The sequence below is a fragment of the Prevotella sp. CAG:592 genome (genome assembly GCF_000436015.1).
GTDB lineage: Bacteria > Bacteroidota > Bacteroidia > Bacteroidales > Bacteroidaceae > Prevotella > Prevotella pectinovora.
Genome location: NZ_FR892593.1, coordinates 1 through 14,229, shown reverse-complemented (window position 1 = coordinate 14,229; position 14,229 = coordinate 1). Strand labels below are relative to the sequence as shown.

The window sequence follows — 14,229 nt, the reverse complement described above, 5'->3', positions numbered from 1 at the left end:
TGAACAGGTATTAAATATAGGTGAAATTAGTTGTGATTTGCTCGAAATTTCTCTATTGCCAATCGTAGATTATGTATAAAACAAGCCCCATACTTTTGCCTTAATAACAAAAGTATGGGGCTTGTCCTTATTTTAACCTAAATATGTCATTTGGGTTTAAGTGGTATTACTTGACCTCTATATTCCTCATCACCTTGGCCTCCTGCTCTGGAGTAGTCTTTGGAATGGTGATTGTGAGGATGCCGTTGGCAACGCTGGCACTGATCTTGTCGCGGTCAACATCATCCGGCAGAGTGTAGCTCTGCTCGTAGTTGCCATAGGCAAACTCGCGGCGCAGATAGTGTATGTGGCGAGATTTGTGGTTGTCCCTGTTCTCCTCCTTGTGTTCCATCTTGTTCTCGATGGCAACATGGAGAAGTCCCTCGTTGGTGACGTTAATGCGCACCCATTCCTTTTCCAGTCCAGGAACTGCCATTTCCATAATATAATCTTCGGCTGTCTCCTTCACGTTGAGTGCCGGAGCCGTAGTGTTGCGTTGCGGCATCAGCTCGGTGTCGGAAAGTGAGTCATCAAAGAAATTGTCTAACCAATTAGAATAGTTGTTTCTGCGAACCATCAACATAGTAAATACCTCCAAATTTTATTTTTCTCGTCCTCCCTTCACCATGCGGATCCGTCGGGACTTCTGATTGTTGTTTTATGTTTTTTTTGCCTCAAGCTTCAAGGCTTTCGGCTTTCATTAAGGCATATCGCAACATGTGTGCCAATGGCTTTGCAAGGGTTGGTGTCTGACAATTTGTACGTTTTACGACTCGTAAACATGAAAAAATGTCAGAATAGTGTCATGGTAGAGCAAAGTATTTCTCTATTTTATACATATTTAATATGTCTTTTTGTTTCGTATTATTCTGTTTTTTATACTTTTGCATCTATAGAACCATATATTAAAATAAACAGGGACTATGGAGAAAGAAAAGATTTCAGGAAAACTTCCTTCTGAATGTACCACGATTATCGTGGGGGAGGAACAGAGTGTGGACGGTGCGAGATATCTGTGCCGCTCAAGTGATTTCGACGCTTTGATGGCTATCAACGTGGAGGTGCACAGGGATACTGACGACGGACAGGAGGAATTCGTGGCGAAGGACAGCAAGTTCCGTTGTCCGTTGCCGAAGAAAGCACTCGGCTACACCGGTCTGCCGGACTATACATATCCGGGAGAGTGGGGTAGCGCCGGATATAACACGGCTGGAGTGGGAATGAGCTCCACGGAGACTATCTTCAGCAGCGAGAAGGCTCTTGAGGCTGACCCGTATGTGGAGGACGGACTGGCGGAGAACTGTACCTACAACATCGTTTTACCCTATGTGCATACAGCACGTGAGGGCGTGGAGAGACTGGGAGCGCTGATTGAGGAATACGGGTCGGCGGAAGGTTTCGGCATCGGTTTTATCGATGCCAAGGAGACCTGGTATCTGGAGAATGCCGGCGGACACAGATGGCTGGCGTGCAGGATGCCGAAGGACAAGTATTTCGTGACCGGCAACCAGAGCCGCTACCGCAAGTATGACCCGGAAGACAAGGAGAATTTCCTGGCATCGGCAGATTTGATAGAGTTTGCAGAGAAGAACGGGTTGTATAATCCTGCCGACGGCGTGTTTGATTTTCATGAGGCTTATTCGAGAGACGAGAAACTCGATACTACATACAACTATCCGCGCGTGTGGGGACTGCAACGGATGTTCTCGCCGGCTATAAAGAATGATGTGGCGAAAAACACTTTCCCCGTGTTTGCCGAGGCTGAAAGGAAAATATCCCTTGCAGACCTGCGCAAGGCTTTCCGCTTCCACTACGACAATACCGACCACGACCCTTACCTCCATTCCAACGGTAAGGAGCCATACCGCCCGGTAAGTATCTTCCGTACTACGCAGACGCATATCATGCAGGTGCGTCCGGAGCTGCCGACGGCTATTGGCGAAGTGACATACGTGGCGTTTGGAATGGCAGACCTGAGCGTGTTCATCCCCTTCTATCAGGGAGCTACGGAGGTGGACGAGAGGTATACATATCGTGCCAATAGCGAAAGCGACGACTATTCCGCCTATTGGACCTTCCGCAAGATTGCCGCCCTGGGTATGACAGACTACAACTATTTTGCCCCGATAATAAAGAAGGCATATCTTGAACTTGAGACTGAGTTTGATGAGACGCAGCGGAAGATAGAGAAGGAATATCTCGCCACATACAAGGATGCTTCCGACAATGCCGTTGAGGCTCTCACGGCTGCCGGCATCGCCATGCAGAAGCGCGCATACGACTTCAGCAAGCAGCTGCTCAACACTCTCTTCACCCATCTTACGAAGAAGGTGCAGGAGGAATACTTGTTTCATGGAGCGTAAAGATTGAATTGATATTTGTGATAAACCCAAAACGGTCATTAGGACGTTTTACTTTATTTTTTATGACTGCTTGCAGTCTTTTGCTTTTTATAAGGTGTCTTTTGTCCGTTTTTAATTCGCAATAGCTCGCTATTACTCATTAAAAGCCAAACAAAATCCACTCTTCTAAAAAATCAAAATCCAAGCAAGCCCTAATGGCCGATTTGGGATAAAAGGGAGTGCCCATGGGCACTCCCTTTGTCTTCCCGATTATACGTAAACTTTTTGGGTGGGAAAGTTTGCCCAAACAAAACAATAAACAATGACAAGGACAACCGGCATTTCATGGATAAAACATAGACTTGTTATTCATAAAACATAGACTTGCTATTCGTAAAGCACAAATTTGAAATCTCTAAAATACAGACTTGTAATTCGTAAAATTTTGGCCTCGGATTCCCCCCCACGCCGTGGGGAACAGAACCCCCTAATGTGGGGATGTCTTCCCCCTGGTGTGGGGGGAAATATGGGATGCCGAAAGGCATGATACTTCTATGATACTTTTCTGTAAAATATCCAGAAAAGTATCATCGGGTTAAGTCGTTAGTCTATAGTGTATTAGGGGCTTGGCGGTGGCCAAGAATGATACTATGATACTTTTTTTGAGGAAAATGTTTTATGTGTGTGTTGTCGGTTACAGATCCTCATAGCGAGGGATGTCGCTGAGGAAGGAGTAGGAACGGTTGGTATAGTCGATTTTGCAGCAGTAGTGGCTGATGCCGTTGCTCACCACCAGGTAGTCGGCGTGGAGTAGGGTGTTGTAGGCGAAGATCTGGTTGAAGGTCTTCTGAGAGATGGCTATCGACGGCGCTTTGTATTCTATTATCATACGCGGCTTCAGATCCCTGGAATACAACACACTGTCGCAGCGCAGCTTCTTGCCGCCGATGGTCAGCTCCACCTCGTTGGCAAGGAGGGCAGTGGGGTAGCCCTTGTGGTCGGCAAGGAAATGGATGAAATGCTGGCGCACCCATTCTTCGGGAGTCAGTGCTATGAATTTCCTGCGCAATACGTCGAGGATATACTGTCTGCCATCTTGCTGGCGCGTTTTTATTTCGTAAGGAGGTAGGTTTAATCGGTTCATTTTATTAATTTTGCAATCAGAATGCGTCTTGCTGATATCGTTGCCATGACACGACAGGGACGGTTGGCCCATGACGGGAGACTTCATCCTTGTGAGACGATGACCCGCAAAGGCGGCGTCTCGTGTCTATGGCATTGCAAAAGTAATGATATTTCGTGAATCTCAAAATATGAGATGTCGGAAAAGAGCAGTGATTGACCATGCTTCAAAATTCCGTGTTCACGGGAATGGTATTGGCGACGAACAGTTTGATGGCATTCTTGAGAGGGTAAGGGTGTTTTGTTGTTAACATTATTATACAAATAGAAAAATGTTGCAGCGAAACTGATAATGTATAAAATAGTTAAAAATATAGTATGGCTGAGAAAACAGCGACAATGACTTTTGAGAGCGTGATGTCGGATCTGAAGGCCGGCAACTACGCACCGTCGTATCTGCTGATGGGGGAGGAGGCTTACTACATCGACCAGATTGCAGACTTCATTGCGGAGCATGCGATAAAGCCCGAAGAGAGAGATTTCAACCAGCAGATAGTGTTCGGAGCCGATGTGACGGGAGCCCAGGTGGCAGACATGGCGAGGAGCTATCCCGTGATGGCAGAGCGGCAGGTGATAATAGTGAAGGAGGCGCAGAACATAAAAAACTGGGACCAGCTGGAGCGTTATCTGGAAAAACCGGCAAAGACGACGGTGCTCGTGGTGTGTTATAAAAACGGTACTATCGACGGACGGAAGAAGATCCTGACGAGATTCAAGAATGCGGGAGTGGTGTTTGAGAGCAAGAAAAAGCGAGACTACGAGCTGCCGCCATTCATTGAGGCATATCTGAAAAAGCGCACAAAGGTGACGATAGAGAACAAGGCGGCGCAGATGCTTGCCGACCATATCGGGGCAGATCTCAGCAGGCTGACGGGAGAGATTGACAAACTGCTGCTCTCGCTGGAAGAGGGAGACACGCGCATCACGCCGCAGATGGTGGAGAAGAGGATCGGCATCAGCAAAGACTTCAATGCCTTTGAACTGAGAAGCGCCATCGCAGCGAAGGATGTGGTGAAGGCGAACCTGATATTGAAATATTTTGACAGCAATCCGAAAACAGGCGGGGCGTTCGCTCTGATACCGGTGATATTCTCGTATTTCCAGAATCTCATGCTTGCCTACTACGCTCCCAACAGACAGAATGATGCCGAGGTGGCGAGATGGCTCGACCTGCGCGGACCATGGGCCGCCAAGGAGTATATGCTGGGAATGAGAAACTACAGTGGTGGAAAAGTGATGCAGATAATAGACAAAATCCGTGAGGCTGACACCAAGTGCAAGGGACTCGACAATCCGAATACTCCCACCGGCGAGCTGCTGCAGGAGTTGATTTTCTTTATCATGCATTGAGCAGGGAATAGAGAATTTTCTGCCAGAAATGGTTACACCTTATATATATATGTCCCCTCATCACCGTTTTTCGGGTGGTGAGGGGATGCTGTTTTATGATATTGCACCCCGAAATGATGCGTTTTTTTACATTTTCGGTGCAGATTTTGTAAAAAGAAATGATTTTCACGAACATAAATTTTATCCTTATTTCCGCTTGAAATCAGGGCTTTGCGTGATTTTTCCTATCCTGAGAATAGCATGATTTTGACATTACTTTCCCCTCGTTCGGAATCCTTTTGTTTCTGAAAAAAACGACTCTGAAAATGACTTTAAATTCAGCGTTAACAATTGTTTTGATATATCTTTGTGAAATTCAAAGATTTAAATTTTAAAACATTGAAGTTTAATTTAGTAAATGCGATTTATACATTTGAAAACTTGAATACATTTTATTAAATCAAATTCAAATATCAATATCCGAATATTTAAATATTAAAATTCACACGAATTATTATGCAGAATAAAATAAGCCTTATAAATCACTGAAAACCAATGAGTTTTATACTTTTAAAGTAGCTGACAGGGTGAATTATACAAAATATCTTACAAAATTAATGTATATTCCCTATTTACACCCCTAAACATATATAAATAACCAAATCACAGCCAGTTAATTCCGAAAATCCCGTAAACAAAGGCTTTCCGGACGTTTAGCTCCCTAAAATTCACATTTACAAATTCAAAACCTAAAAACCTGAGTTTAAGGATTTGATTTTACGAATTTACATTTAGAAATCTAATATTTAGAAAATAAAATATATTCTACATTTGTTGTGTATTCCATTTTTTTGATTTACCTTTGTAAAGTCAAACAAAATCAGGGCTACAACCCCTATTTTTACTATAAGAGAAGAAAATGAAGGACAGAATTAGACAGCTGATGGAAGCGCAGCACATGACTCAACAGACGTTTGCAAACTTCCTCGGAATATCTCCTGCCACACTGAGTGGAATTTTTCAGGGACGTACAAAACCGACTCTGAACACCGTGGACTCTATAAAGTCGAAATTTCCGAACATCAGTCTCGACTGGCTCATGTTTGGAAAAGGAATGATGTTCGTTGACGAAGCGTCGGCGGATGACTCCTCCTCTACCCCACAGGAGAGCGGTATGGCTGGAGAGCAGATGCTCGACTTCGGTGATGCTGACGGAAATGCGGGGGCAACATCGCAGCAGAGCGCCCCGATGGGCAATGCTTTCGCTACTAACGTGAGGCAGCAGGCAAAGTCGCCCGTACACACGGACACCGTATATAAGGAGAAGGAGCGCCGGAGGATAACTGAAATAAGAGTGTTTTACGACGACCAGACGTGGGAAAGTTTCGTGCCGAAGAAGTGATTATCTCGCTCTTCTGAATAATCAGACCCCAATCACGTACTGATTATCGGTTGGGGATAATGGGCTTTTTGGCGGCTTTGCAGATAATAATGTGAGCTTATCGGTAGATATTAGGGATTTTTTGCCTAATTTTGCCGAAACTTATAAATGGAACTGATGAAAAAATACGTTTTAGACCTGATTGTTTCTTCGGTTGACCATATCAATGACAAATACGTCTTGATAAAGTTGACCCATGCGGAGAAGCTGCCCGAAATGGCACCAGGACAGTTCGTGGAGATACGCATCGACGGATCTGCAACGACATTCCTGAGACGCCCGATATCTATAAACTTCGTTGATTATCAAGCAAATGAGCTGTGGTTGCTGGTGGCTGCCATCGGCGACGGCACACGTGCCTTGGCACAGCTGAAGGCTGGCGACAAGCTGAACTGCATGTTGCCTCTGGGAAACACGTTCACCATCCCTGAGAACAAGGGTGCCAAGGTGTTGCTCGTCGGCGGCGGCGTGGGCGTTGCACCGCTTCTCTATTTCGGTAAAGTGCTGAAAGACAATGGTATGACACCGGTGTTCCTGCTTGGAGCACGGTCGGCAAAAGATCTGCTGCTCCTTGATGAATACAGGAAATACGGTGAGGTGTGCATCACTACCGAAGACGGATCGGAGGGAGAGAAGGGCTTCGTGACAAACCATTCCGTGCTGCAGCGAGTGAGGTTTGACCAGATTTCCACCTGCGGACCGAAACCGATGATGGTGGCAGTGGCGAAATATGCACATTCTGAGGGTATATGCTGTGAGGCGTCGCTCGAAAACAAGATGGCATGTGGCGTGGGAGCCTGTCTGTGTTGCGTGGAAGGCACGAAGAGCGGCAACCTGTGTGTTTGTAAGGATGGTCCAGTGTTTAACGTAAATGATTTGTCATGGCAGATTTAAGGGTAAAAATAGGAAATCTGGAGCTGAAGAATCCAGTGATGACAGCTTCAGGCACATTCGGATACGGTCCGGAATATGCTGATTTTGTGGAACTTAGTGAGATAGGCGGCATTATCGTGAAGGGTACCACCCTGCATCCGAGACAAGGCAACGACTATCCGCGAATGGCAGAGACGGCATCGGGAATGCTCAACTGTGTGGGATTGCAGAACAAGGGCGTTGACTATTTCTGTGAGCACATATATCCGGAGATAAAGGATATCGACACCAATATGATAGTGAACGTAAGCGGTTCTTCGCCAGAGGATTATGCAGAATGTGCGGCAAGGATAGACGCTCTCGACAAGATTCCGGCGATAGAACTGAATATCTCCTGCCCTAACGTGAAAGACGGCGGAATGGCGTTTGGAGTGACATGCGAGGGAGCTGCCAGTGTGGTGAGAGCCGTGCGCAAGAGTTATCATAAGACGCTGATAGTCAAGCTGTCGCCGAACGTCACCGACATTACGGAGATTGCACGTGCCGTTGAGGCAGAGGGTGCCGACAGCGTGTCGCTCATCAACACCCTGATGGGAATGGCGATAGACATAGAGAAGCGCAAGCCGATGCTGAGCATCAATACCGGTGGACTGAGCGGACCGGCGGTGAAGCCTGTTGCTCTGCGCATGGTGTGGCAGGTGGCAAAGGCTGTCGGAATTCCCGTTGTGGGACTCGGCGGCATCTGCAATGCCAACGATGCCATTGAGTTTATGCTTGCCGGAGCTTCCGCAATAGAAATCGGTACGGCGAACTTCCTGGATCCCCAGGTGACGGTGAAGGTGAAGAACGGCATCAATGAATGGCTTGACAAGCATGGATGCAAATCGGTGACTGAAATCATCGGTCAGTTGGAGGCCTGATGATTGCACCGGATGCATTATTCGGTTTGACAAAAAATCTTAGTTGATATTTTCAGCCCATCCTTTTCGAGAGATCTGGATGGGTTTATTATATCTTTTTTCTTATTTGACGTTTGCATATTTAAACATTTATTGCATTATGAAAACAAATCGAAATTGTTTGTAAGTGTTAATTGGATTTCTTTTATTGTTAACTAATGTTGTAAAATTGGCAAGGGTTTTTGTACAGAAAAATTGGGAAGAATAGGGACTTTAAGAATTTCGATGGATAATTTGAAATAAATGTAGGTGTTTCTTGTAGAAATAAATTGAAGTGTTTCTTGTCGCTTTTGTAGAAAAATATTACTTTTGTTGGAACTTACCCCCAAAACGGCATTATACCGATTCGGGATGAATTTAGCGCAAACCCATAAAATATTAATTCTATGAAGGATAAAATGCTTTTTTCTTTTGCCTTTCTGCTTGTATTGGCAATGTTCGTATCGTGTTCAAAAGATTTGGCTGATGGCGATGACGCCTTGGGTGGTGTGACACTCAGGATAAAGACCCGTGGACAGAGCGGGGCTGCGTCGGAAATGACCGTGGCGACACCGATAAACCTGTATGTATTTGATACGGCAGGACAATGTGTGGCATATAAATCGGTAGCTTCGGAAAAGGATGTGGCAAACTTCAAGCTTGCCGCCGGAGCGTATCGGGTGTATTCCGTGGCGGGAGCTGATGCGGCAAACTATTCGTTGCCGACAAAGGAGGAGGCTACTCCTCAGTCTGTGGTGGCGCTGAAAGAAGGAATGGCTCATGGCGACATAATGGCGGCAAATCGTGAGGTGGTGCTGACGGACGGCGAGGAAACGGACGTCACGCTGACGATGAACCGCAAGGTGTTTATGCTCCGCAACGTGACGATAAGCGATGTGCCGGAGAATGTGGCTGCTATAACGGCGGATGTCAGTCCTCTGTATGAGGGAATCAACGTGGCTGGAGAGTATTGCGGAGAGAATGGCGCCTATAACGTGGTGCTGGAGAAGGGGACTGATGGAAAATGGACGAAGCAGTGTGACGCATTCCTGATGGAGAGCGTGGGGAATCCTGTAGTGACTTTCAATTTCACGACGACCGACGGCAAGGTGAAGACCTTCAGATATGTCAGCGACAAACCGCTGGCGGCAAACTACAAGGTGGATATGACCGTGAATTATCAGAGAGTGGCAGAACCGTTGCTGAAGTGCTTGATCAATGGTGTGTCGTGGGCCGGAGAGCAGACCTGGACAATCGACGTGAAAGAGAATGAGATGGGCGACAATACGGGTGGCGATGTGAAAGTGGACGAGACGGCTCCAGAGCAGGGCACGGTATATAAAGGTTGCTATGTGCTGAAGTCGGAGCAATCTGCGGTGTCTGGCAATATCACCATTGTGACCCTTTTGGCGCCGAAATCGAAATGTTCACTCGTATTTGATGCAGATGATCAGGCTGATGTCAAGAAGGCCGTTGATGCCGGCATTGCAGAGCTTTCCGTAGAAGGAGTGAATGGATGGAGACTGCCGACAAAAGGGGAGATGGAATATATAATGGACAACAGAGCCGATATTAATAATAATCTCAAGACATTGGGTTTGGAGATAATATATAAAGATATGAATGGAATTTATTATTTCCTGAATACTGACAATAAGATAATGTGTATGAATGAGGTAAAGAGCTCGTTTCCTCCCAGTTCTGGTAAAGCAGGACGTAATCTCCGTCCTGTTGCCACCGTCACTTTCTTGAAAAAATGACAGATTTATCTGAGTCCTTTTCTCGCTTTTGGTTGAAGAAGTATACGTTATTTTTCGGCTGAAAGTGAGAAAAGAGCGAAAAAATATGCAAAAGGAGTGGGAAAAAATCTGATAATCAAAGGAAAAATCAATTTTCTTGCAACTTTTCTCTATGAAATTTTGCAGTTTACAATAAAAGTACTACCTTTGCACTCCGAAAACGGTCGGTTCCGTAGCTCAGTTGGATTAGAGCAACGCCCTTCTAAGGCGTGGGTCTTGGGTTCGAATCCCAACGGAATCACTTGGGGAGGTTTCTAAGCCTCCCTTTTTTGTGTCTGATAGTCAAGTAGTTGCGTTGTAAAGCGTTTAATATTAAAGGATTAGAGATAAATATAGGATTTGGACATAAAAAGGTGTATGTATACGTATTAGATATGTACGAATTGTTTGACGATTCGTCATGCACCTACCGCTGAATAGTTACGTTAGGAAAGTTTAATATTGAAAGCGCCAAAACGTCATTGTTTTTTTGTATCTTTGTAGGGTATTGTTCTTTAAAGTACTTTAGTGTATTTTTGTCCACTACACGAAACGAAAAAAGACTGGAGAAAAACTTGTCAGCAACAGAAAAAGAGAAACATCAAAAATGAACACTGATAATAAACAATTTCCGATAAAACGTGAAGACTACGAGTCGATGCTGCAACACGCCGTTGCAGTGATTGAACATGCACGACTGGAAATAGCTAAGCATATTAACGGCAATATTGCTTCCGCATATTGGGAGATTGGCAAGATGCTTCATGAGCGAAAGGTAGAAAGCGGACATGGGGATGGCGTGGTACGCCAGTTGTCCGTAGACTTGAAAGAACGCTATCCGAAGATGGGACTTTCACCTCGAAATCTATGGTATATGAAGCGTTTTTATTTGCGCTATTGTGGAAGCGATGTAAAAGTGCAACGCTCCGTTGCACTTTTGCCGTGGTCGCATAATGTATATCTACTTGGAAAGAATTTGGATGATTCTGCTACATTATATTATGCACAAGAAACTATCGAAAAAGGCTGGAACCGCGACTTACTACTCAATGCTATCAAACTGAATATGTACGAGTCGCAGTTGGCAACAAAGGTTGACAACAATTTCAGTCGCACGCTTCCAATGGAGCAAGCTCGATATGCCAATGAGGTGTTCAGTAGCAGTTATAACCTTGGCTTCCTTGGAGTGACAAACCCCATACTGGAGCTTGAACTCGAAGACCGTCTTGTGAAGGCTATCACACGTTTCCTTATGGAGCTCGGCAATGGCTTCACGTTCATCGGCAACCAACACGTGTTGGAGTACAACGGCAAAGAGAGCAAGGTGGATATGCTTTTCTTCCACCGTGGCTTGCGCTGCCTTGTGGCTGTCGATTTGAAGATAGGTGCTTTCAAACCTGAGTATGCAGGAAAGATGAACTATTACCTTTCGTTGCTTGACCGTCTTGAAAAGGGCGAAGGTGAAAACCGCTCAATCGGCATCATCCTCTGTGCAGAGAAAGATCGTGTGGAAGTGGAGCTTGCTCTCGAAGACATGGGCAAACCGATAGGCGTGGCTGACTATCAACTGATAGTGCCAAAGAAAGAATTAGAGGAATTCCTTACCAATGAGATTAAAAAGTTCGGTGAGGAGAAAGGTGGAAAATAGAATTGTTACGGAATATTTAGGGTTTAAGAAATACTTTTTCTTAAAATGGGCGTTTATCTTGAAGGAAAATGCTACCTTTGCATTGCAAATGCTTCATGTTCAGCAAACAACAGGAATGTTGACTCTTGAATCAGAGTTCACTGTTTGTGATAGCTATAAAAGAACTCTTTGGTCGGCAGCGTGAAGCAGTAAGGCATTTATCTTGAATTTCAACAAACTATTGATATAAAGGAAAAATGAAAAAACACGGCGTTATGTTATTCACATTCGTTGTTCTATTTTGGACATTAGGCTGTGATTTGGCTTATGGCCAGGGAGAAGAGGGGAATGAGAAAGAAGAGGTTACGGTGACATTGGACTTTTCAAAAAAAGGAGCATTTGGATTGAAAAATAATAACGCAAATAATAACCAAAGTGTACTAACCGATATTACTTTTAAAGTTCAAGATTTATCCGTCTCATTACGTGGAATGATATGTTATCATGAAGGGGAAAACACTTATCTCAGATTAGACAAGTGGTATAATAATCCGGGACAGATAAATATTTCTGTACCTAACTCAGCCTTAATAAACTCTGTTACACTGGGTACAAATACATATGGAATCAACGCTCTCCAACCTGTTTATAATGGAAAATATAAAACCCCCATTAATGTAAACGCCAATAATACAACTACCGTTTCTTCAATAAACAGCGATAATATTTCATTTATAGAGAATGGAAATAAAGATAAAGATAAATCTTATATCACCACCATCACCCTCACCTACACCCGTCCCAAGCTTGACGCTACGCTTGACGAGAAAGGCGAGAATGTAGAGAGCACAATTAGTGAAATCGTCGGCGAGAACAAGACGTTGGCTCTGAATCGCACATTCAACCCCTCTCAGTTGTATACAATGTGTCTGCCCTTCGACCTGAGCAAGGATATGATAACGGAGATTTTCGGCAACGAAACGAAGGTGTATTCGTATGACGGATACCAGAACGGAGAACTGTCGTTCTCTACTGTGAAAGAGGGCGTGTTGAATGCCGGCATGCCGTTTCTGATGCGGCCCGAATATTATGTGGAGCAGCCAACGTTTGCGGACGTCACAGTTAGGAGCACAACCGCACAGACTGTAGGTGGCGGCGAATGGGATCTCTGCGGTACTTTTGGATCGTACGAGTTGGCGGCAGATGGCACGCAACTGTTTCTGATAGCAGACGGTACGCTGGCGAAACCGCTGGCTGATTCCCGGAAGATGAGAGGCTTCAGATGTTATCTGAAAAAGGCTGCCGGAACGGTGAACGGGAGTGCCCAGCTGCCCTCTGTGACCATCGACGGGGAGACGAACGCCATAAAGACTGCTGAGTATGCGGCGCCAACAAGTGCTACAACCCGTTACTCGCTGTCGGGAATGAAACTGAATGAAGGCTGCAAGACTGCAAACGGCGGGATAATGATTATAGACGGAAAGAAATTCATCACAACGAACAGATAAAATAACGCAGAAGGAGAAAGAAATATGAGTCGCAGAATTTACGTAAAACCAGATATGAAGGTAATACCATTGGAGGCAGAAGGCTTGACACCGCTCTCGGCGAACGGTATGAAAATAAAGGTGCCTGATGTGATACAGGATAAGGATGCCGACGAAGCCTGTGCAAAAGACTTCGGCAGCAACATCTGGGAGACGGAATAAGAAGCCTGCCCCCGATTAGAACATTTTTGGTGTCAAGCCTCCATGTCGCAAGAGTCCTGCCGCCAATTCAGTCAGTATATGGTTTAATCCCCAAACGGTCTATCAGGCAGTTTGGGGATTAAGTCATTTATATAGGTGATTAACTGATATTCCCAAAATATCTTGTGATGGGCAAAAGAAATAAATGAGGAAGACTATGCATCCCTTTATTGTTTCATTCAATATCAAATCCCATGTCTCGCACAAGTTGCTTGACAACATTGACTTTGACGGTTGAAGCATCCTCTTTATCATAGAGAAGAAGGAAAACCACATGACCGTTTTCCACATCTGTAAAGACATTGAAAGTAATGACCCTTGCTCCACCAGATTTACCTTTGCCTTTAGCTTTGATAGCCATACGGATTTTGCGTATGTTTTTTGTAATCTCATCGCCTTGCAAAGGATTGTTCTTAATGCTTTCAAGAAACTCCTTGTAGTCTTGTTTAAAACTTGGATATTTTTTAGCGAGCCGTTTTGCTTCTTTTGCGAAGTCGTCAGTAACCGATACTGTAATATTACAACTCATCGAGCAAACTATCAGCAGATTGAAGTTTACGTTTTCCAGCAATGGCTTCCTTTACCTCCGTCAAAGCGTTTCTGAGTTCTTTCATCAAGTCGCGAGGTGCGTCAATGGTATCACTTCCGTCATCTGGTAAGATGCGGAAACTGCCAGCACGCGATTTTAGGACTACGTGCTCTCCTGCTTTTGCCAAATTCAGATACTTAGTCTGATTAGTGCGAAAGTCTCTTGTGCTAACTACAACCATAATTCAATATATTTGTTTACGATGCAAAGAAAGTGCAAAAATCCGATTGAGCGAATGAAGAGAGAATTTATTCTCACTCCTGAGCGTGAGGATTTTATCCAAACCGAATGCAGAATATCAAGCTTGCTTGAATATTATGCCGAGGTGCAGCCTTTCTTATGC

13 protein-coding genes and 1 tRNA gene are annotated in these 14,229 nt (G+C 44.8%); 10 read left to right on the top strand and 4 right to left on the bottom strand.

What is annotated here, in order from left to right; translation table 11 throughout:
• Window positions 1-166: 166 nt before the first annotated feature.
• Window positions 167-622 carry an Hsp20/alpha crystallin family protein gene (locus tag QVO99_RS07260; RefSeq protein WP_288177042.1) on the bottom strand — a complete coding sequence of 152 codons (456 nt, stop codon included), beginning with the start codon at window positions 620-622 and terminating at the stop codon, window positions 167-169.
• 340 nt (window positions 623-962) lie between these two features.
• Here QVO99_RS07260 and QVO99_RS07255 point away from each other — a divergent pair, with 340 nt between their 5' ends.
• Window positions 963-2,402: a C69 family dipeptidase gene (locus QVO99_RS07255; RefSeq protein WP_022316946.1), complete on the top strand. Its 1,440-nt coding sequence runs from the start codon at window positions 963-965 to the stop codon at window positions 2,400-2,402.
• A gap of 673 nt (window positions 2,403-3,075) precedes the next feature.
• Here QVO99_RS07255 and QVO99_RS07250 read toward each other — a convergent pair.
• The gene (locus QVO99_RS07250; RefSeq protein WP_022316945.1) at window positions 3,076-3,525 is read right to left on the bottom strand and encodes a type I restriction enzyme HsdR N-terminal domain-containing protein; all 450 of its coding nucleotides are present in this window, start codon (window positions 3,523-3,525) and stop codon (window positions 3,076-3,078) included.
• Between the two features lie 356 nt (window positions 3,526-3,881).
• On the opposite strand from QVO99_RS07250, the gene holA reads away from it, so the two are divergent.
• The 9 genes from holA (at window position 3,882) to QVO99_RS07205 (ending at window position 13,258) form a co-directional block, all read left to right on the top strand.
• The gene (gene holA, locus QVO99_RS07245) at window positions 3,882-4,913 is read left to right on the top strand and encodes a DNA polymerase III subunit delta (protein ID WP_022316944.1); all 1,032 of its coding nucleotides are present in this window, start codon (window positions 3,882-3,884) and stop codon (window positions 4,911-4,913) included.
• Between the two features lie 898 nt (window positions 4,914-5,811).
• The gene (locus QVO99_RS07240; RefSeq protein ID WP_022316942.1) at window positions 5,812-6,294 is read left to right on the top strand and encodes a helix-turn-helix domain-containing protein; all 483 of its coding nucleotides are present in this window, start codon (window positions 5,812-5,814) and stop codon (window positions 6,292-6,294) included.
• Between the two features lie 156 nt (window positions 6,295-6,450).
• Window positions 6,451-7,227, top strand: a complete 777-nt coding sequence (locus tag QVO99_RS07235; RefSeq protein WP_022316941.1) for a dihydroorotate dehydrogenase electron transfer subunit — start codon at window positions 6,451-6,453, stop codon at window positions 7,225-7,227.
• Complete coding sequence (locus QVO99_RS07230) at window positions 7,215-8,126, top strand: dihydroorotate dehydrogenase (protein WP_022316940.1); 912 nt, start codon at window positions 7,215-7,217, stop codon at window positions 8,124-8,126. The genes QVO99_RS07235 and QVO99_RS07230 overlap by 13 nt, the downstream gene beginning before the upstream one ends.
• Window positions 8,127-8,623: 497 nt before the next feature.
• Window positions 8,624-9,904, top strand: a complete 1,281-nt coding sequence (locus QVO99_RS07225; protein ID WP_288177041.1) for a FimB/Mfa2 family fimbrial subunit — start codon at window positions 8,624-8,626, stop codon at window positions 9,902-9,904.
• Window positions 9,905-10,109: 205 nt separating this feature from the next.
• A tRNA-Arg gene (locus QVO99_RS07220) sits at window positions 10,110-10,184 on the top strand.
• Window positions 10,185-10,529: 345 nt separating this feature from the next.
• The gene (locus tag QVO99_RS07215; RefSeq protein ID WP_022316938.1) at window positions 10,530-11,570 is read left to right on the top strand and encodes a PDDEXK nuclease domain-containing protein; all 1,041 of its coding nucleotides are present in this window, start codon (window positions 10,530-10,532) and stop codon (window positions 11,568-11,570) included.
• A gap of 470 nt (window positions 11,571-12,040) precedes the next feature.
• Window positions 12,041-13,057 (top strand): hypothetical protein, encoded by a 1,017-nt coding sequence (locus QVO99_RS07210; RefSeq protein ID WP_288177040.1) that lies wholly within the window; start codon window positions 12,041-12,043, stop codon window positions 13,055-13,057.
• A gap of 24 nt (window positions 13,058-13,081) precedes the next feature.
• Window positions 13,082-13,258, top strand: a complete 177-nt coding sequence (locus QVO99_RS07205) for a hypothetical protein (RefSeq protein WP_288177039.1) — start codon at window positions 13,082-13,084, stop codon at window positions 13,256-13,258.
• A 214-nt stretch (window positions 13,259-13,472) separates the two neighbouring features.
• On the opposite strand, the gene QVO99_RS07200 is transcribed toward QVO99_RS07205, so the two are convergent.
• On the bottom strand, window positions 13,473-13,826 hold the full coding sequence (locus tag QVO99_RS07200) for an addiction module toxin RelE (protein WP_278842246.1): 354 nt from the start codon (window positions 13,824-13,826) through the stop codon (window positions 13,473-13,475).
• Window positions 13,816-14,013, bottom strand: a complete 198-nt coding sequence (locus QVO99_RS07195) for a prevent-host-death family protein (RefSeq protein ID WP_288177038.1) — start codon at window positions 14,011-14,013, stop codon at window positions 13,816-13,818. Before QVO99_RS07195 ends, QVO99_RS07200 begins: the two co-directional genes overlap by 11 nt.
• Window positions 14,014-14,229: the final 216 nt, after the last annotated feature.

Excerpts from the sequence above, each read along its gene's own strand:
- QVO99_RS07260 (WP_288177042.1), bottom strand. The coding sequence starts at position 622 with ATGTTGATGGTTCGCAGAAACAACTATTCTAATTGGTTAGACAATTTC.
- QVO99_RS07255 (WP_022316946.1), top strand. The coding sequence starts at position 963 with ATGGAGAAAGAAAAGATTTCAGGAAAACTTCCTTCTGAATGTACCACG.
- QVO99_RS07250 (WP_022316945.1), bottom strand. The coding sequence starts at position 3,525 with ATGAACCGATTAAACCTACCTCCTTACGAAATAAAAACGCGCCAGCAA.
- holA (WP_022316944.1), top strand. The coding sequence starts at position 3,882 with ATGGCTGAGAAAACAGCGACAATGACTTTTGAGAGCGTGATGTCGGAT.
- QVO99_RS07240 (WP_022316942.1), top strand. The coding sequence starts at position 5,812 with ATGAAGGACAGAATTAGACAGCTGATGGAAGCGCAGCACATGACTCAA.
- QVO99_RS07235 (WP_022316941.1), top strand. The coding sequence starts at position 6,451 with ATGAAAAAATACGTTTTAGACCTGATTGTTTCTTCGGTTGACCATATC.
- QVO99_RS07230 (WP_022316940.1), top strand. The coding sequence starts at position 7,215 with ATGGCAGATTTAAGGGTAAAAATAGGAAATCTGGAGCTGAAGAATCCA.
- QVO99_RS07215 (WP_022316938.1), top strand. The coding sequence starts at position 10,530 with ATGAACACTGATAATAAACAATTTCCGATAAAACGTGAAGACTACGAG.
- QVO99_RS07210 (WP_288177040.1), top strand. The coding sequence starts at position 12,041 with ATGATATGTTATCATGAAGGGGAAAACACTTATCTCAGATTAGACAAG.
- QVO99_RS07205 (WP_288177039.1), top strand. The coding sequence starts at position 13,082 with ATGAGTCGCAGAATTTACGTAAAACCAGATATGAAGGTAATACCATTG.
- QVO99_RS07200 (WP_278842246.1), bottom strand. The coding sequence starts at position 13,826 with ATGAGTTGTAATATTACAGTATCGGTTACTGACGACTTCGCAAAAGAA.